This is a genomic window from Stenotrophomonas sp. Pemsol (assembly GCF_003586545.1).
GTDB classification, from domain to species: Bacteria; Pseudomonadota; Gammaproteobacteria; order Xanthomonadales; family Xanthomonadaceae; genus Stenotrophomonas; species Stenotrophomonas sepilia.
In genome coordinates, this window is record NZ_CP025780.1 from 3,128,138 (window position 1) to 3,145,808 (window position 17,671).

Here is a 17,671-nt window from a genome sequence, read left to right on the forward strand (position 1 = left end):
AGGTCGCCGCCTCAGCGCCCGGCCGGCTCGACGCTGCTGCGCCAGGCATCGAGAAACTGGCGACGCTTGAGCGCGTCCAGATACACCAGCAGGCCCGGACCCAGCTGGATCGGGCGGCGGCTGCGGCCCGGCGCATCATCGCCGCGCGCGTTGCCGGTCACGATCGGCATCAGCCGTGCCTCGCGCGACAGCACCTGCTGGCCGCGTGGCGACAGCAGGTAGTCGAGGAAGCGCCGGGCTTCTTCCGGGTGTGGGCCGGTACGCGGGATCACTGCGGTACGCAGCACCACCAGCGTGTAGTCCTCGGGCTCCACAATGCCCAGCGGCGCGCCGGCATCAACGCGCGCCTGCGCGTAGGAGCCAAGCACGTTGTAGACCAGCGACAGCTGGCCACTGGCCACCTGGTCCAGCAGCACGCCGGTGCGCTCCTCGCGCACCACGTCGTTGTCGCCGAGCGCGCCCAGCAGCGCGCCGGCAATGCTGCCGCGCTGCGCGTCCTGGGTCGCCAACAGGTAGCCGACGCTGCTGCGCTCGATGTCATAGGTGCCGACCCTGCCGCGCAGGGGTGCACCTTCAGCACGCAGCCGGTCCAGCAGCTGGCGGCGCGTGTGCGGCACCTTGGCCGAAGGAATCGCGCGGGTGTTGTAGACCATCACCACCGGCTCGTAGCTGATGCCGAACGCCTCGTTGCGCCACTGTGCCCAGGCCGGCAGCGCGGCGGTCTGCGCCGAACGGTGTGGCAGCGCGTGACCGTCATTGACCAGCTTGGTCTGCAGGTCCATGCCGCTGGAGATCAGCAGGTCCGGTGATGCCGGGCCGCCGCGGTCGTGCAGGTACCGCGCGTACAGGTCCTGGGTGATGATGTCCTCGTACACCACCTCGGTGCCGGGGTGCAGGCGCTGGTAGTCGGCGATGACCACCGCGAACACTTCGATGTCGGTGGTGCCGTGGATGCGCAGCTGAGCGGTGGCCGCTCCCTGTGCGGGAAAACGGCGCACATCGCCGGGCGCAGCCAACACCGGCAGGGCCAGCAGCAGCGCAACAGTCGTGGCGAACAAGCGGATCATGGACTGCTCCGGGGCAGGCGGATGGTGGCGACCAGCCCGCCCTGCGGGCGGTTGCTCAGGTCAATGCGGCCGCCATGGCTGTCGACCACGCGCTTGACGATGGCCAGGCCCAGCCCGGCACCACCTGAGGGCGCGCCTTCGCCACGGGCGAAACGCTCGAATACGCGCTCGGCATCGGCCGGGGCGATGCCCGCGCCGTGGTCGGCGATGGTCAGCACGGCCTGCTCGCCTTCCACGGTAAGGGCAATCTGCAAGTCGCCGTCACCGCCGTACTTCAGTGCGTTGTCGACCAGGTTCTTGATCGCCTCGCGCAGCAGCAGCGCATCGCCGTGCACCAATGCCGGTTCGGCGGTCATCGCCAACTGCACGCGCGGCGCCGGACCGGCCTGCGGCAGCGCTTCATGCAGGGCCTGGTGCACGGTCTCGGCCAGGTCCACCGCCGCAAAGCGCTGCAGGTGCGAACGATGGATCACGCTGGCGTCGCTGAGCAGCTGGTTGAGCAGCCGGCTCATATGCGTGGCGTTGCGCTCGATCGCCTGCAGGCTGCGTCGCATGTCCTCCGGATCGTCATCATCCAGCGCCAGCTGTGCCTGTGCGCGCAATGCCGCCAGCGGCGTGCGCATCTGGTGCGCAGCCTCGGCCATGAACGCGCGCAGTGTCTCGTTGCTGCTGGACAGGCGTTCCATGAAGCGGTTCAGCGCCGCCACCATCTGGTCCATCTCGCGCGGAACGCGGGCATCCAGCGGCTTCAGGTCGGACGGCTCCCGTCGCGACAGCTCGCGCTCCACCCGCACCAGCGGCCGGAATGCGCGATGCACGCCGAACGCCACCAGTGCCAGCAGCAGCCCGGACAGCACGCCGATCGCCAGCAACGCGCGATTGACCATGTCCTGCGCGACCGCTTCACGCGCACGCCGGGTCTGGCCGACCTGGACCTGCACCTCGCCCTGCGCCGAGGCAGCGGCGAAGCTGCGGCCGACCACCACGAAGCGCACGGTCTCGCCGCTGTAGGTGGCATCGAACAGCTGCGGCTGGGTACCGGGCCGGCGCGGCGCTGCCGGCAGGTCATCGTAGCCGGTGATCAGCGTGCCGCGGCTGTCGGCCACGCGATAGAACACGCGGTCCTCCGGCGCCATCGCCAGCAGGTCCAGCGCCGCATACGGCAGATCGACCTGCCACTGCCCATCGACCAGCGCCACCGAATCGGCGATGGACAGCGCCGAGGACACCAGCAGGTGATCGTAGGAACGGTTGGCGGCACGCTGGCCGTAATCGCGTGCGGCGAACAGCAGGGCCACCGCGAACACCGCCAGCAGCACGCCGAGATAGAGCAGCAGCGTGCGCCGCAGCGAACCCGGCGCCGCAGTCGCAGCGCGCGCGTCAGCCATCGGCGTCGGCATGGGTATCGCTGGCCTCCAGCAGATAGCCGACACCGCGCACCGTGGTGATGCGCAGCGGTGCGCCCGCCAGCTTCTTTCTCAGGCGGCCAACATACAACTCGATGGCATTCGGGCCCGCTTCGTCATCGAAACCGAACAGGCCGTTGCCGATCTCATCCTTGCCGACCACTTGGCCGAGGCGCCCGACCAGAATCTCCAGCAGGCGGTACTCGCGGTTGGGCAGTTCGATCGGTTCGCCGTCGAGGCTGACCCGGTGCGCAGCGTTGTCGAACTGGAAGCCGCCGATCTGCACCACTTCGCTGGCCTGGCCACGCGCACGCCGCAGCAGCACGCGGCAGCGCGCTTCGAACTCGCGGAAATCGAACGGCTTGCCCAGATAATCGTCGGCACCGACATCCAGCGCCTGCACGCGATCCTCGATGCCATCGCGCGCGGTCAGCATCAGCACCGGCGTGCTGTCACCGCGCTCGCGCATGCCGGCCAGCACGCGCAGGCCATCGAGCTTGGGCAGGCCGATGTCCAGCACCACCAGGTCGAAGCTCTGGTAACGCAGCACGCTGGCGGCGGCCAGGCCATCGGCCTGCCAGTCCACGGCGTGCCCGCTGCGGCGCATCCGGCGGATGATCGCATCGGCCAGATCCGGGTTGTCTTCGACCAGCAGCAGGCGCATGGGCACACGGGTGGGAGGGGAACCGAATGCTACCGCATGCCGCCGCCGCGCTTGCTGGGCACGGCACGGCGAGATCGGCGACACGCTTTTCGCTGCACCGCACAAACCGCTGACAGGACGATGACAGCTTGCCCGACCCAGACTGCGGCCGCGCACCGTCCGGTGCCCACGATTGCCGCGCGCCTGGCGCGCACCTGGGAGGGTTTGTGGAATTCACGTTTGCCTGGCGGCGTCCTGCCGCCATGATGGCGCTGGCTGCCCTGTCGGCGCCGGCCTTCGCTGCCGAAGACAACCGCCCGGTCACCGCCACCCTCGGTGGCCGCCTGCACCTGGACTTCGCCACCTTCGACAACGACAACCGCGGCACCCCGAACAAGGACGACACCGAGATCCGTCGCGCCTGGCTGGACGTGTCCGGCAAATTCTTCGTGGTCGACTACAAGCTGGAAGCCGACTTCTCCGGCGACCGCGTCGAGGCCAAGGATGTCTACCTGGCACGCAGCTTCGGCGAGGCCGGCAAGCTGACCGTCGGCCAGTTCAAGCAGTACTTCTCGCTGGATGACCGTACCAGCTCCAACTACGGCAGCTTCCTGGAGCGCGGCAACGCCGGCACCACGCTGGCGCCGCTGTACCGGCTGGGTGCGTCCTGGCAGGCCAACCCGGGGGATTTCACCTGGGCGGCCAGCCTCTACAGCCTGGAGAGCATCGACGCCTGGCAGGTGAAGGGCCGCGCGGCGGGTGGTCGCGTCACCTGGGCACCCACGCCCAGCGACGGTGACGTGCTGCACCTGGGGCTGTCGCTGGCCCGCGAGGCCTACGACAACCCGGGTGCCAACGGCGTGCCCGGCCTGCGCATCCGTCCGCGCCCGGCCGGCCACCTGTCCGACAACAGCCGCCTGACCCTGGTCGACTTCTCCGCCGGCCGCGATACCGACGTCAACAAGTGGTCGCTGGAATACGCGCAGGTGCGCGGCCCGCTGTCATGGCAGGGCGAGTTCAGTGGCGCCACCTTCGATGATGGCGCCCAACGCGGCGACGTGATGGCGGCCTACGCCATGCTCAGCTGGTTCGTCACCGGCGAAAGCCGTGCCTACGACCGCAAGACCGGCCGCTTCGCACGGGTCAAGGACATCCGCCACAAGGCTGGGGCCTTCGAAGTAGCGCTGCGTTACGACCAGATGTGGGGCGCGCAGCACCTCGATGGCGCGCCGGACCTGCGCCGTGGCAGCACCGAAGCCTGGACGCTGGGTGGCAACTGGTACCTGCGCGACAACCTGCGCTTCATGCTCAACGTGATCGAAAGCCGCAACCGCGACCGCCTGGCCGGGGTCACGGTGGACCGCACGCGCGCGGTCACCGGCCGCCTGCAGTACGACTTCTAAGCCAGCTGTGCCGGGCAAACCACCCGGCCCCCTTCCACTCCCCCACATCCTGTTTTCGCAAGGAGTCCGCAGATGATGCTGAGCATCCTCGGCTTTGGCATGGTCATTACATTCATGTACTTGATCATGAGCAAGCGGTTGTCGCCGCTGGTGGCCCTGATCACCATTCCCATCCTGTTCGCGCTGATCGGCGGCTTCGGTGCCGGCATCGACGAGATGATGCTGGAGGGCATCAAGAAGATCGCGCCGACCGGCGTGATGCTGATGTTCGCCATCCTCTACTTCGGGGTGATGATCGACGCCGGCCTGTTCGATCCGCTCGTAAGGGTGATCCTGCGCTTCGTCAAGGGCGACCCGATGAAGATCGTGCTTGGCACTGCGGTGCTGGCGATGCTGATCTCGCTCGATGGCGACGGTTCGACCACCTACATGATCACCGTCTCGGCGATGCTGCCGCTGTACCAGCGCCTCGGCATGAACGCGCTGAACATGACCTGCGTGACCATCCTGGCCGGCGGCGTGATGAACCTGACCCCGTGGGGCGGCCCGACCGCACGCGCGGCCACCGCGCTGCACGTGGACCCGGCCGATGTGTTCGTGCCGCTGATCCCGTCGATGGTGATCGCCTGTGCCGGCGTGCTGCTGCTGGCCTGGTACCTGGGCCTGAAGGAACGCCGTCGCCTCGGCGTGGTGACCCTGCCCAAGGGCGGCAGCTGGATGGACAACAGCGTGTCCGATGACAGCAATCCGCTGCCGACCGTGGAAGACGCCGAGGACATCAAGCGTCCGAAGCTGCTGTGGGTCAACCTGGCCCTGACCGTGGCGCTGATGACCGCGCTGATCATCGGCGTGCTGCCGATGCCGGTGCTGTTCATGGTCGGCTTCGCCATCGCACTGGTGATCAACTACCCGAACCTGGCCGAACAGCGCCGCCGCGTGGTCAACCATGCCGGCAACGTGCTGTCGGTGGTGTCGCTGATCTTCGCTGCGGGCATCTTCACCGGCATCCTCAACAACACCGGCATGGTCGAAGCGATGTCGCACAGCTTTCTGGCGGTGATTCCGGAGTCGTGGGGCCCGTACCTGGCGGTGATCACCGCCGTGGCGTCGATGCCGTTCACCTTCTTCATGTCCAACGACGCGTTCTACTTCGGCGTGCTGCCGATCCTGTCCGAAGCCGCCGGCAACTACGGCATCACCCCGGTGGAAATGGCGCGCGCCTCGCTGGCCGGCCAGCCGGTGCACCTGCTCAGCCCGCTGGTGCCCTCCACCTACCTGCTGGTGGGTCTGGCCAAGGTCGAATTCGCCGACCACCAGAAGTTCACCCTGAAGTGGGCCATCGCCATCTCGATGCTGCTGATGATCGGCAGCCTGCTGTTCGGCCTTTACCCCCTCGCCGCCTGACCCTTTGCCAAGGAGCCTTCTGCAATGACGCTTCGAATCGCTTACGTCACCAGTGGAATGGGCAGTGTCGGCACTGCCATCTGCCAGAGCCTGGCCCGCAGCGGCCACACCGTGGTTGCCGGCTGCGCGCCGAACTCGCCGCGCAAGGCCAACTGGCTGCGCGAGCAGCGCGAACAGGGCTTCGACTTCATCGCCTCCGAAGGCAACGCCACCGACTGGGCCTCGACCAGCGCCGCGTTCGCCAAGGTCCGCGCAGAAGTCGGTGAAGTGGACGTGCTGGTCAACAACTCCGGCGGCAGCCGCGACCTGCTGTTCCGGCAGATGACGGTGGAAGACTGGAATGCGGTGATCGCCTCCAACCTCAATGCGCTGTTCAACCTGACCAAGCAGGTGGTCGATGGCATGGCCACGCGTGGCTGGGGCCGCATCATCAACATCGGTTCGGTCAGCGCCCACAAGGGCCAGATCGGCCAGGTGAACTACGCCACCGCCAAGGCCGCGATGCACGGTTTCAGCCGTGCACTGGCCGCCGAAGTGGCCTCGCGCGGCGTTACCGTCAACACGCTGTCGCCGGGTTACATCGCCAGCCAGGCGATCAGCAGCTTCCCGCCGGATGTACTGGATCGGCTGGCCGCATCGGTGCCGGTGCGCCGCCTCGGCCGCCCCGAGGAAGTGGCCGGCCTGTGCGCGTGGCTGGCCTCGGATGAAGCCTCGTACGTGACCGGTGCCGACTATCCGGTCAACGGTGGCCTGTACATGGGTTGAGCCCTCCCCCACGGAGTGCGCGGGGCCGGTGAACCGTCGTTCGCGAGGGGGATCCGGCCCCTTTTCTATCGGGTAGCAGGACACGCACGGGGGCCTGCGTCGTTCGTTGGTTTTTCGTAAAGAAGGTTTCATGTTCCGTTCGCATAGTGGCCATGCACCGCGCACGCGTGCCGGTGACCACCCCCCATGCAACGGACCACCATGCAGACCCGACACCTGACGATCGCCGTTGCGATCGCGCTCTCCGCCGCCGCCAGCGCCCATGCCGCCACCGCCGCCGATACCGGCGCCAGCACCGATGCCGCGCTGAGCGCGCAGACGCTGGACACCGTCTCCGTGATCGGCCAGGGCGAGACCCGCCAGGTGCAGCGCATCACCACCGTCGACAAGCAGGTGCTGCCGCCGGGTACCAGTGGCCAGAAGATCCTCGACCGCCTGCCGGGCGTGTCGGTGCAGTCCAACGATGCCTTCGGTGCCAATGAGGAATCGCAGACCATCAGCCTGCGTGGCTTCGACAAGAGCCGCCTCGGCTACACGCTGGACGGCATTCCGCTGGGTGACAACAGCTACGGCAACTACAACGGCCTGAGCATCGCCCGCGCGATCATTGCCGAGAACCTGGCCGGTGCCGAGCTGTCGCAGGGCATCGGTTCGCTGGGCGTGGCTTCGACCAGCAACCTGGGCGGCACCATCCAGTATTTCTCGATGGACCCGTCCGCTGAATTCGGTGGCCGCGCCAGCGTCACCGTCGGCGACAACAACCAGCGCCGTGGCTACCTGCGCGTGGACACCGGCGACCTCAACGGCTTCTCGGCCTATGTGTCCGGCGTGCACCAGGACCAGGACATGTGGGCCGCGCCGTACCAGAACCAGACCACCCGCCAGTTCAACGCCAAGGCCGTGTGGAATATCGGCGACCACCGTTTCGGCGCGTTCGTGGCGACCTCGCGCGCCAGCCAGGCCAACTACGCCTACCTGTCCAAGGACATGCTGGCCCGCGGCCTGGGCTATGACTGGAACATCTACGCACCGGACTGGGACCGCGCCGTCGCTGCTGCGTACTGCGCGCCGGGCACCTACAACAAGGCGCGCTGCAGGTTCAGCGGCGGCGTCAACAGCATCGACGATGCGTACTACCAGAGCCGTGCACTTCGCGACGACAACCTCTATTCGGTCGATGCCGACCTGCGCCTGGGCGAGCAGGGTCGCCTGAAGTTGCTGGCCTACCACCACGACAACCGTGGCCAGGGCCACTGGTGGGCACCGGGCCAGCCGTCCTACCCGGGCACCGACAGGATGCTGCCGATTTCGATCCGCAGCACCAACTACACGATCAACCGCGATGGTGTGACCGCCGCGCTGTCGTGGACGGTGGGCATCCACGAACTGGAGGCCGGCCTGTGGTACGAGCAGAACGACCATAACGTGTCGCGCAACTTCTACTACATCAGCGGCCCGTTCCTGGACGACCTGTACCTGAAGAACCCGGACCGCCTGCTGTTCAACCAGGATTTCGACATCCGCACGCGCCAGTTCTACGTGCAGGACCGCATGCGCTTCCTCGACCAGCGCCTGACCGTGGACGTGGGCATCAAGAGCCCGAACACCCGCATGCGCGCCACCGCCCAGCCGGGCGTGGAAACCAGCATCGCTTCGGGCACGCTGACCGCCAAGAAGTCGGTGCTGCCGCAGGTGGGCCTGGGCTTCAAGCTCAACGCCAACAATGAACTGTTCGCCTCGTACGCCGAGAACATCGCCGCCTTCGTCGGTGGCGGCAGCGGTGGCCCGTTGCAGGTGTCGCCGGAATCGTTCGCAGCCAGCGCCGGCCTGGAGCCGGAGAAGTCCAAGAGCCTGGAAGCCGGCTTCCGTACCTTCGGCGAGAAGTACCAGGCCTCGATCGCGGCCTACAACGTGAAGTTCGACAACCGCCTGCTGTCGCTGAACCCGTGTTCCAGCATCGAAGTCGGCACGCGTCCGGAGTGCGTAACGCGCTTCATCAATGTCGGTTCGGTGAAGAGCCACGGCGCGGAACTGACCTTCATCCTCAAGCCGATCGACGGCCTGCAGTGGTACAACGCGCTGTCCTGGAACAAGACCACCTACGAGGATGACTACACCTCGGGCGGCGCGATCGTGCCGGTGGCCGGCAAGATCACGGTGGATACGCCGCAGCGCATGGCCTCCAGCGAGATCAGCTGGAACCGCGATGGCTTCTTCGCCAGCCTGCGTGCCAAGTACACCGGCAAGCGCTACTACACCTACACCAACGACCAGTCGGTGCCGGGCGTGACCACCTTCGACGCCGGTGCAGGCTACGACTTCGGCCCGGGCCTGGGCCTGCGCAACGTTCGGGTGTCGTTGAATGCGACCAACCTGACCAACAAGCGCTACGCCGGCCAGCTGAGCTCGTTCGCACCGACCGATCCGAAGGGCACGCGCTATGCGATCCATGCGAGCGCACCGCGGCAGCTGTTCATGACGGTGGCGGCGGAGTTCTAAATCGAAAGCGTTGCCCCGCGGCGTCTTGATTACCGCTGCGGGGCAGCGGCCGGATGGGCCGGCGCAGGACACGCCGTAAACCCATCCATGGGGGCTCGATGGCGCCATCCATGGCGCCAACGGTCCTGCGGTGGCGGGAGTGTCCGCGGCATGGATGCCGCGGCCAAGCCCCCATGGACGGGTTTACGGCGTCTCCCGCCACCGGACCCACCCCGCCATCCCTCAGGAACCCGCTTTTGACGTTGACGTCGCTTTGGCCTCTGCGGGTGCAGGGCGCAGCCCTGCAGAGAGAACCCCTTACCTGAACGGGGCTTTTTGCGCGAGGTCTCAGCCATCGGTTAGACTAGGCAGGTCTGCAGCGGCCGTCCGTTTCCCTCCGGGATCGCCGGCGACCAGGGTCCGCCCTCTTCGCCCGCCCCCACTCCGACGCCGTTCGTCACGCATTCCAGCCTGCGCTTCGTGCCGGCTGCACCCAACTTCTCGCAGCGCGGTTCACGGGAACGCTCCGAGTCAGCCGATCACTTTGATCTGCCCCCGTCTGTCCGCTCGGACAGGCGTTTCTTGTACCTGGAGCAATCTCAATGTCTTTTGAATCGCTGGGCCTGGCGCCCTTCCTGCTGCGTGCGCTTGCCGAGCAGGGCTACGAAACCCCGACCCCGATCCAGCAGCAGGCGATCCCGCTGGCGCTGGCCGGTCGCGACCTGCTGGCCGGCGCACAGACCGGTACCGGCAAGACTGCTGCGTTCGGCCTGCCGTTGCTGCAGCACCTGGGCACCGCCTCGCAGGAGGTGCGTGCCGGCCCGCGCAAGCCGCGTGCGCTGATCCTGGCCCCGACCCGCGAACTGGCCACCCAGGTGCATGACAGTCTGCGCGGCTACAGCAAGTATCTGCGCATTCCCAGCGCCTGCATCTACGGCGGTGTCGGCATGGGCAACCAGCTGGACATCCTGCGCCGTGGCGTGGACCTGCTGGTGGCCTGCCCGGGCCGCCTGATCGACCATCTGGAACGTCGCAGTGTCGACCTGTCCGGCATTGAACTGCTGGTGCTGGACGAAGCCGACCGCATGCTCGACATGGGCTTCCTGCCGTCGATCAAGCGCATCCTGGCCAAGCTGCCGAAGCAGAACCGCCAGACGCTGCTGTTCTCGGCCACCTTCGAGGACAACATCCGCCAGCTGGCGCTGGAGTTCATGCGCAACCCGGAACAGATCCAGGTGACGCCGAAGAACACCGTGGCCGAAACCATCACCCATCGCGTGCATCCGGTCGATGCCGGCCGCAAGCGCGACCTGCTGCTGCACCTGCTGGCGCAGGACAGCCGCGAGCAGACCCTGGTGTTCGCACGCACCAAGCACGGCAGCGACAAGCTGGCCACGTTCCTGGAAAAGTCAGGCATCAAGACCGCGGCGATCCATGGCAACAAGAGCCAGGGCCAGCGCCTGCGTGCGCTGGGCGACTTCAAGGCCGGCCGCGTGACCGTGCTGGTGGCCACCGACATCGCTGCGCGCGGCATCGACATCAACGAGCTGCCGAAGGTGATCAACTTCGACCTGCCGATGGTGGCCGAGGACTACGTGCACCGCATCGGTCGTACCGGCCGCAACGGCGCGACCGGCCAGGCGATTTCGCTGGTGGCGCAGGATGAAGTGAAGCTGCTGCGCGCGATCGTGCGCCTGCTGGGCCGCGACATGGACATCCGCGATGTGCCGGGCTTCGAACTGCAGGTTCCGATCCGCTGGGGCAACAGTGCGCCGGGCAAGGCCGAGCACGATACCGGCGAGCGCGCACCGCGCAAGAGCCACGCACGCCGTCCGCACGGTGATGCACCGCGCCATGCGCATGCCGGCCCGAAGAAGGCCGGTGGTGGCCGTCGCGAGGGCGGTGGCAACGGCCAGCAACGTGCGGGTGCAGGCGCCGGTCAGGGCCAGCGTCGTGGCGGTGGCGGTAATGGTGGCGGCCGTGGCCGCGGCCAGGGCGGCGGCGGCGGTCGCGCCGGCTGATCCCAGCTGCCAGGGAGGGTGCTTCCCGCTGCGCGGGGGGCTATCGAGGGACGGCGCTGACGCGCCGTCCTTTTTTTTTGCTGGCTACCGTGGCTGAAAGCACGCGGATGGTTTGGCTTGGGGCGGCGCAGGGCGCAGTGGGTGCAAAACACGCCGTAAACCCATCCATGGGGGCTCGATCGGCGCATCCATGCGCCTCACGGTCCTGGCCAGGGTGCGCCACCGCCGCCCAGCGATATCAATCGAGGCGCCAGCGCATCATCCCGCCAACGCATTTCATTCCGGCGCCAGCTGGTCCATCCGTATCCGGTTGGCAAACAGCGAAAACGCCAGCATGCCGGCCAGCCCATTCGCCCGGCTCACCCAATGCGGCAGCCAGCGCGGTGGCTTCAGCACCCCCGCCTCGAACAACGGTGCGAACGCGATCGCATCGGCCAGGCTCATCTTGCCGGCGAACAACCAGCGGCAGACCTGCAGGCGGTCCTCGGCCAGCATGTGGCGGAAGAAGGTATGCACCGACACCAGGCCGCGCAGGTACACCGTGTCCTTGGTGAAGGCCAGGCCGCCACTCGGCGGCACCCCACGGAACACGCGCTGTGCCGACGCAAAGCTCTCTTCGGCGTTCTGCCCGGCATCGCAGAAGTAGCGGAACACCTCGATGAAGTCGGCGCCTTCGCGGGCCATCGCGATCGCTTCAGTGCGCAGACTGATTCGCTTCAGGCGTTCGATGTCGATGCTGCCGGTGATCTGTTCGGCGAAGGTAGCCAGCCCTTCCTGGGTGGCCGTCACCCGCGGCGAGGACAACGCCAGGCTGGGCAGCACCGGTTGTTCGCGGCCATTCAAGGCGGTCAGCGAATGCACCAGAGCTTCGTGGTGGAACAGCTGCGCGCGGTCGTAGGCACTGAAGCGCGCACTGGTGCGCAGGCGGATGCGGGTCGGTCCGGCAGCGGCCTTGGACACCAGCTCTGGATCGAGCTGCACCTGGATGATGCGCGATTCGAAGAACGCATCCAGGTCATTCTGCAGCTGCAGCTGCAGGGCAATGGCCGAGACCGGCACCTGCTCTTCCGGCGCCAGCAGTTCGTGATCGAGTTCGGCAGCAATCTGGATGAAGTGACGCGCCGCTTCGCGCGTGCTCGGGCCATTGCCTGGCAACGGCTGCTCGGGCGCGCCGAACAGCTGCACCGAACAGGTATCGACGGCGGCAGTGCCCAGCCCCTCAAGCAGCTGCGCGGCCAGGTCCCAGCTCTGTGCCGACTGCCGCACGTAGTGGCCCAGCGGATGGCTGTCATCGCAGTCAGCGGCGATCACAGCCAGCGCGCGACGTTCTTCGCTGAAGTCCAGCCGTGGGTAATCCACCTTCGGCAGCACCGGCTGGCCACGTGCCACGCTGTCCAGGAACGGTGCCTGCAGCGTGGCCGGCCAGCTGGTCAGCCCCAGCAGGCGGATGCCTCCCACGGCCTCGACCAGGCGCGCATCGAGCGCTGCATGGTGGGCCACCTCACGGTCCAGCGTCGCGGTCGGTTCCATGGGCGGACTATAGCGCCCTGCCCTTGCTTTGGTAGGTGCCAACCTTGGTTGGCATGCGCCGACGGCGGGCTGCGGACAGATTCGTGCCAACCAAGGTTGGCACCCACCCGAAGCAGGCAAACGCGGGTTCAATACAGGGGTCGGAGCCCATTGCGAGGCAATGGGATCCGACCCCGACACCCATCAGCGCCTACGCGGCTTTCCGGCCGGGCGGAACTGCTGGCCCTTGCCCTTCCTGCCGCCACGTTCCTGCGCGGTCTCGGCCTGGCGCACCGCCAGCTTGGCGGCAGCGGCGGCCACTTCTTCCTTCAGCTTGAAATAGTTCAGCAGCCGGCTCTCTTCGATCTCGCCAGCGTCGATCGCTGCGCGGACAGCACAGCCCGGTTCCTGCTGGTGCTTGCAGTCGTTGAAACGGCACTGCGTGGCCAGCGCTTCGATGTCGGCGAAGCCACCTTCGGACAGCGTTTCTTCGCCGGTCGGTTTCAGCTCGCGCATGCCGGGGGTGTCGATCAGGCAGGCGCCGGTCGGAAGCGGCATCAACGCGCGATGGGTGGTGGTGTGGCGGCCGCGCGAATCGTTGGCACGCACCGCGTTGGTCTTCATCCGCTGCTCGCCGAGCAGGGTGTTGGTCAGCGTGGATTTGCCGGCACCGGAGGAGCCCACCAGCACCACCGTGCGGCCCGGGCCCAGCCACGGTTGCAGCACCGCCACACTGTCGGCATCCAGGCCGTTGATCGCATGCAACGCGATGCCCTGCATCTCCAGTTCTTCCAGCACCGCCAGCGCATCCTCGCTGTACTCGGTCTGGTCGGCCTTGGTCAGCACCACCACCGGTTCGGCGCCGCCACCGCCGACCAGCAGCAGGTAGCGCTCGATGCGGCGCGGATTGAAGTCGGCATCCAGGCCACAAACGATGAACACCGTATCGATGTTCGCTGCGATCACCTGCTGGTGGTAGTGCTCGCCCGCCGCGCCACGCTTGATCGCGGTGCGACGCGGCAGCAGCGCAACGATGCGGATGCCGTCCAGCAGCACCCAGTCGCCCACTGCAGGCCGCTCGTGGCTGGGGAAGCGCGGGCGCTGCCATTCCGGCAGTGACTCCGCTTTGATCGCCGCATCCGGGCCATCGGCCACCACGTAATGGGTCCGGTGCTGCTCGATCACCCGCGCCGGGCGGGCCTGCGGGTGCGCAGCCATCATGGCCTGCCAGTCGGCCTGCTGCGCCGGGCCCGGCCAGGGCCAGCCGATGGTCTGCAGGGCGATGAAATCGGGGGTCTGGGTCATCGCCGCCATTCTACCTGTGACGGCCCCCGGCCAGCCCAGCAATGGCAGGCGCGGAGCCGTTGCCATGCACTGCAGCAATTCCGGTAGGATGGAATCCCCATGCCTTTTGACGGCCCAGCCCCCATGTCCACCCTTTCGCCCAAGCCCCTGGCCATCCGCGAGCGCCTTTCCGAAGTGCGCTACGAGATCCGCGGAGAACTGGCCCGGCGAGCGCGGGAGCTGGAGGCGCAGGGCCGCAAGCTGATCAAGCTCAACATCGGCAACCCGGGCAACTTCGGTTTCCGCGCACCCGAGCACCTGCAGCGCGCGATCGCCGACGACATGGGCCGCACCGACCCGTACACCCACCAGCAGGGCCTGCCGGTGGCGCGTGAAGCCATCGCCGATTACTACGCCCGCCGCGGCGCACCGGATGCACACCCGGACCGCGTGTTCGTCGGCAACGGTGTCAGCGAGCTGATCGACCTGTCGCTGCGCGCACTGCTCAATCCGGGCGATGAGGTGCTGGTGCCGTCGCCGGACTACCCGCTGTGGTCGGCCTCCACCATCCTCAACGATGGCCGACCGGTGTACTACCGCTGCGCCGCCGAAAACAGCTTCCAGCCGGACCCGAGCGAGATCGAGACACTGGTGTCGTCACGCACCCGCGCCATCGTGCTGATCAACCCGAACAACCCCAGCGGCGCCAGCTACCCGCGTGAACTGCTGGAGCGCGTGGTCGAGATCGCACGACGCCACAACCTGCTGTTGCTGGTCGATGAGATCTACGACCAGATCCTGTACGACGATGCGGTGTTCCAGCCGGTCGCGCCGCTGGCCGGCGACCATCCGTGCCTGACCTTCAGCGGCCTGAGCAAGGTGCACCGTGCCTGCGGCTGGCGCGTGGGCTGGGCCCACCTCAGCGGCGACGACGCGCGCCTGGGCGACTTCCGCGCCGCGCTGGACCTGCTGGGCGCGCTGCGCCTGTGCGCCAACGTACCGGGCCAGTACGCCATCGAGGCCGCAGTGAACGGCCCGGACACCATCTCCGAACTGTGCACCCCGGGTGGCCGCCTGTATGAAACCCGCCGTGCGGTGATCGACGCCTGCGAAGCCAGCGAGCACCTGTCGCTGGTCGCGCCGGCCGGTGCGCTGTATGCGTTCCCGGCCGTGGTCGGTGCCGCTGCCAAGGGCTTTGACGACCACAACTTCGCGCTGGACCTGATGAACAACGAAGGCGTGCTGGTGGTACCGGGTTCCAGCTTCAACGTGCCCTACCGCCATCATTTCCGCGTGACCCTGTTGCCGGAAGCCTCGGTGATGCGCGATGTGTTCGCCCGCATCGACCGCGTGCTGGCCCGGCGTGCCGAGGACGCGACCAAGGTCGTGCCGCTGAAGCCGCGCCGTTCGGTGGCCTGAGCGGTGGCGCTGTCCTACCTGGCGCTGGGCGACTCGTACACCGTCGGAGAAGCCGTTGCCGTCGAAGGCCGCTGGCCGCACCAGCTGGCCGCCGCCCTGCGTGCGCAGGAGGTGGCGCTGGCCGACCCTCAGACCATCGCCACCACCGGCTGGACCACCGACGAGCTGGACGCCGGCATCGATGCGGCCGCACCCCAGGGTCCGTTCGATTTCGTCAGCCTGCTGATCGGCGTCAACAACCAGTACCGCGGCCGTCCGCTGGACGAGTACCGCGTACAGTTCCAGGCCCTGCTGCAGCGGGCGATCGGCTTTGCCGGGGGCCGCCCCGGGCGTGTGCTGGTGCTGTCCTTCCCCGACTGGGGCGCGACGCCGTTCGGTGCCGGCAGCGGCCGCGACCTGGCCACCATCGAGATCGAGACCGACGAGTTCAACGCAGCGGCCGAGGTGATCAGCACCCAGCAGGACGTGGCCTTCGTCGACATCACCGACATCAGCCGTGAGCAGAGTGACAACCCGGCAATGATCGCCGAAGACGGCCTGCACCCGTCGGCGCGGATGTACGCACTGTGGAGCGCGCGCGCGCTGCCGGTCGCCGCACACCTGCTCGGTGGCACGGACTGACACGATGGATGGTACGCCACGGAACGGCCCGCCCCTGCCCTGCACACCGCTGACCGCCCCGCAGGCCCGCGCGATCGCCGAAGCGTTCCGCCCGGCACGGGCCTGGGGCAGCCGCCGCGACTACTACTACACCCGCGGCAAGCTCGGCAGCGACCCGCTGTATGACGGCGTGCTGCAGCATCTGCCCGACGACGGGCAACCCCTGCTGGACCTGGGGTGCGGGCTGGGCCTGTTCGCCCACGTGCTGCGCCAGCGCAGCGGCACCCACCCCTACCTCGGCGTGGACGTGGATGCCGGCAAGATCACCCGTGCCCAGCGTGCCGCCGCCGGCCTGCACGCTGTGCGCTTCGACTGCCTGGACGTGCAGGCGCCACTGCCGGCGCAGCCTGGACACGTCCTGTTGCTGGATGTGCTGCAGTACCTGGACGCGGGCCCACAACTGGCATTGCTGCGTGCGGCCAGCGCGCGGGTGGCCGCCGGCGGCCGCCTGCTGCTGCGCACGCCGCTGGCCACCGGCGATGGTCGCGACCGCACCACGCGGGTGGCGGACCGGTTGGCCTGGCTGGTCGGCTGGATGGGCACGCGGCCGCGCCACTACCCCGACCCGCACGTGCTGCAAGCGACACTGGCCGAGGCCGGATTGCAGGTGACGGCGCCGCGTCCCCTGCATGGGCGCACGCCATTCAACAGCTGGTTGCTGGTGGCCGAACGCCCCGCGCTGTAGAGCCGCGCTGCGACGTTTTTCCGGTGCTTCACACCGCCGCCCGAGCATCGGCTCGGGCGCTACAGCAGCGCCCCCTTGTAGAGCCGAGCCCATGCCCGGCTGCTCTACATCACCAGGGCCGGCGTTACGGGACCGGCAGCCGCGCTTTCAGCCCGCGCTCGTCCAGTGCCTGCAGCACGCCCTCGATGATCGCCAGGTTGTGGCCGTGGGCGGCCCCCTCATGCAGCAGCACGATGGCCCCCGGGCGCAGATCCGGCAGCAGGCGGTCGAGCACCCCCTGCGCCGTGCAACCGATGCCGTCGAAGCCGCGCGCGCTCCAGCCGACCCGGACCAGGCCCAGCCGCTGCAGTACCGGCGCCACGAACGGATTGGTCATGCCCACCACCGAGCGATACCAGCGCACCGGGCGACCGCTTACCGCCTGCAGCGCGTGCTGGCAGCCCTCGATCTCGGCGCGCATCGCCGCCGGGCCCAGCCGCCAGAAGCGCGCCTGCGGGTGGCTGTGGCTGTGGTTGCCCAGGTCGTGGCCGCGACGCAGGATCTCCTGCACCAGCTCCGGCTGCGCCAGCGCGCGCTCGCCCACCAGGAAAAAGGTGGCATGGGCCTGGTGGCGGTCCAGCAGGTCGAGCACGGCACGGGTTTCCGGGCCAGGACCGTCATCAATGGTCAACCAGACGCTGTTGCCGACATCCGGCAACCGGCTCAGCACCGGCGCATAGAAGCGACTGTTGGGCAGGAACACCGGCACCATGAACAGTGCGTGGCTGGCCACCATCAGCGGCAGCCCCCAGTGCCAGCCCGCCAGGGCCCAGACCAGGATCACCAGCAGCTGCGACGCCACCAGCCAGGGCAGCCAGCGCCAGGGCCGGGTCGGGATGCGATGCAATGTTCCTGCGTTGCTCATCCCCCATGATGCCATGAGGGGTA

The 17,671-nt window shown here is 68.0% G+C and carries 14 protein-coding genes; 8 read left to right on the forward strand and 6 right to left on the reverse strand.

Going from position 1 to position 17,671, the window contains the following annotated elements; all coding sequences use genetic code 11:
* Positions 1-11 precede the first annotated feature (11 nt).
* The 3 genes from PEM_RS14365 to PEM_RS14375 are packed head-to-tail and all read right to left on the reverse strand — an operon-like array spanning position 12 to position 3,137.
* Positions 12-1,067, reverse strand: a complete 1,056-nt coding sequence (locus PEM_RS14365) for an ABC transporter substrate-binding protein (RefSeq protein ID WP_095377943.1) — start codon at positions 1,065-1,067, stop codon at positions 12-14.
* Positions 1,064-2,455, reverse strand: a complete 1,392-nt coding sequence (locus tag PEM_RS14370) for a sensor histidine kinase (RefSeq protein WP_032954514.1) — start codon at positions 2,453-2,455, stop codon at positions 1,064-1,066. The genes PEM_RS14365 and PEM_RS14370 overlap by 4 nt, the downstream gene beginning before the upstream one ends.
* Positions 2,448-3,137: a response regulator transcription factor gene (locus tag PEM_RS14375; protein ID WP_005419188.1), complete on the reverse strand. Its 690-nt coding sequence runs from the start codon at positions 3,135-3,137 to the stop codon at positions 2,448-2,450. Before PEM_RS14375 ends, PEM_RS14370 begins: the two co-directional genes overlap by 8 nt.
* A gap of 242 nt (positions 3,138-3,379) precedes the next feature.
* On the opposite strand from PEM_RS14375, the gene PEM_RS14380 reads away from it, so the two are divergent.
* From PEM_RS14380 to PEM_RS14400, 5 genes are all read left to right on the forward strand, one after another.
* Entirely contained in the window at positions 3,380-4,519 is a 1,140-nt protein-coding gene (locus PEM_RS14380) for a porin (protein ID WP_111129620.1), read from the forward strand.
* A gap of 75 nt (positions 4,520-4,594) precedes the next feature.
* Positions 4,595-5,923, forward strand: a complete 1,329-nt coding sequence (locus tag PEM_RS14385; protein ID WP_005419191.1) for a CitMHS family transporter — start codon at positions 4,595-4,597, stop codon at positions 5,921-5,923.
* A gap of 24 nt (positions 5,924-5,947) precedes the next feature.
* Positions 5,948-6,688, forward strand: coding sequence for an acetoacetyl-CoA reductase (phbB, locus tag PEM_RS14390; protein WP_005419193.1), 741 nt, complete (start codon positions 5,948-5,950; stop codon positions 6,686-6,688).
* Positions 6,689-6,889: 201 nt separating this feature from the next.
* A complete protein-coding gene (locus tag PEM_RS14395; RefSeq protein ID WP_111129621.1) occupies positions 6,890-9,187 on the forward strand; it encodes a TonB-dependent receptor in 2,298 nt (765 codons plus the stop codon).
* A 581-nt stretch (positions 9,188-9,768) separates the two neighbouring features.
* On the forward strand, positions 9,769-11,187 hold the full coding sequence (locus PEM_RS14400) for a DEAD/DEAH box helicase (protein WP_005415154.1): 1,419 nt from the start codon (positions 9,769-9,771) through the stop codon (positions 11,185-11,187).
* Between the two features lie 276 nt (positions 11,188-11,463).
* Here the strand turns inward: PEM_RS14400 and PEM_RS14405 are convergent, their stop codons facing one another.
* Together PEM_RS14405 and rsgA are read right to left on the reverse strand one after the other, a co-directional pair.
* Positions 11,464-12,717: a flavohemoglobin expression-modulating QEGLA motif protein gene (locus PEM_RS14405; protein WP_072167608.1), complete on the reverse strand. Its 1,254-nt coding sequence runs from the start codon at positions 12,715-12,717 to the stop codon at positions 11,464-11,466.
* Between the two features lie 183 nt (positions 12,718-12,900).
* Positions 12,901-14,010 (reverse strand): ribosome small subunit-dependent GTPase A, encoded by a 1,110-nt coding sequence (rsgA, locus tag PEM_RS14410; RefSeq protein WP_053501006.1) that lies wholly within the window; start codon positions 14,008-14,010, stop codon positions 12,901-12,903.
* A gap of 114 nt (positions 14,011-14,124) precedes the next feature.
* On the opposite strand from rsgA, the gene PEM_RS14415 reads away from it, so the two are divergent.
* The 3 genes from PEM_RS14415 to PEM_RS14425 are packed head-to-tail and all read left to right on the forward strand — an operon-like array spanning position 14,125 to position 16,744.
* On the forward strand, positions 14,125-15,399 hold the full coding sequence (locus tag PEM_RS14415; RefSeq protein ID WP_111127545.1) for a pyridoxal phosphate-dependent aminotransferase: 1,275 nt from the start codon (positions 14,125-14,127) through the stop codon (positions 15,397-15,399).
* Positions 15,400-15,402: 3 nt separating this feature from the next.
* The gene (locus PEM_RS14420) at positions 15,403-16,020 is read left to right on the forward strand and encodes an SGNH/GDSL hydrolase family protein (protein ID WP_111127547.1); all 618 of its coding nucleotides are present in this window, start codon (positions 15,403-15,405) and stop codon (positions 16,018-16,020) included.
* Between the two features lie 4 nt (positions 16,021-16,024).
* Positions 16,025-16,744 carry a methyltransferase domain-containing protein gene (locus PEM_RS14425; RefSeq protein WP_005419203.1) on the forward strand — a complete coding sequence of 240 codons (720 nt, stop codon included), beginning with the start codon at positions 16,025-16,027 and terminating at the stop codon, positions 16,742-16,744.
* Positions 16,745-16,868: 124 nt separating this feature from the next.
* Here PEM_RS14425 and PEM_RS14430 read toward each other — a convergent pair whose 3' ends face one another.
* Positions 16,869-17,648 carry a polysaccharide deacetylase family protein gene (locus PEM_RS14430; protein ID WP_032954516.1) on the reverse strand — a complete coding sequence of 260 codons (780 nt, stop codon included), beginning with the start codon at positions 17,646-17,648 and terminating at the stop codon, positions 16,869-16,871.
* Between the last annotated feature and the right edge of the window lie 23 nt (positions 17,649-17,671).

Excerpts from the sequence above, each read along its gene's own strand:
- PEM_RS14415 (WP_111127545.1), top strand. The coding sequence starts at position 14,125 with ATGTCCACCCTTTCGCCCAAGCCCCTGGCCATCCGCGAGCGCCTTTCC.
- PEM_RS14380 (WP_111129620.1), top strand. The coding sequence starts at position 3,380 with ATGATGGCGCTGGCTGCCCTGTCGGCGCCGGCCTTCGCTGCCGAAGAC.
- PEM_RS14370 (WP_032954514.1), bottom strand. The coding sequence starts at position 2,455 with ATGGCTGACGCGCGCGCTGCGACTGCGGCGCCGGGTTCGCTGCGGCGC.
- rsgA (WP_053501006.1), bottom strand. The coding sequence starts at position 14,010 with ATGGCGGCGATGACCCAGACCCCCGATTTCATCGCCCTGCAGACCATC.
- PEM_RS14405 (WP_072167608.1), bottom strand. The coding sequence starts at position 12,717 with ATGGAACCGACCGCGACGCTGGACCGTGAGGTGGCCCACCATGCAGCG.
- PEM_RS14430 (WP_032954516.1), bottom strand. The coding sequence starts at position 17,648 with ATGAGCAACGCAGGAACATTGCATCGCATCCCGACCCGGCCCTGGCGC.
- PEM_RS14365 (WP_095377943.1), bottom strand. The coding sequence starts at position 1,067 with ATGATCCGCTTGTTCGCCACGACTGTTGCGCTGCTGCTGGCCCTGCCG.
- PEM_RS14395 (WP_111129621.1), top strand. The coding sequence starts at position 6,890 with ATGCAGACCCGACACCTGACGATCGCCGTTGCGATCGCGCTCTCCGCC.
- PEM_RS14385 (WP_005419191.1), top strand. The coding sequence starts at position 4,595 with ATGCTGAGCATCCTCGGCTTTGGCATGGTCATTACATTCATGTACTTG.
- phbB (WP_005419193.1), top strand. The coding sequence starts at position 5,948 with ATGACGCTTCGAATCGCTTACGTCACCAGTGGAATGGGCAGTGTCGGC.
- PEM_RS14425 (WP_005419203.1), top strand. The coding sequence starts at position 16,025 with ATGGATGGTACGCCACGGAACGGCCCGCCCCTGCCCTGCACACCGCTG.
- PEM_RS14375 (WP_005419188.1), bottom strand. The coding sequence starts at position 3,137 with ATGCGCCTGCTGCTGGTCGAAGACAACCCGGATCTGGCCGATGCGATC.
- PEM_RS14400 (WP_005415154.1), top strand. The coding sequence starts at position 9,769 with ATGTCTTTTGAATCGCTGGGCCTGGCGCCCTTCCTGCTGCGTGCGCTT.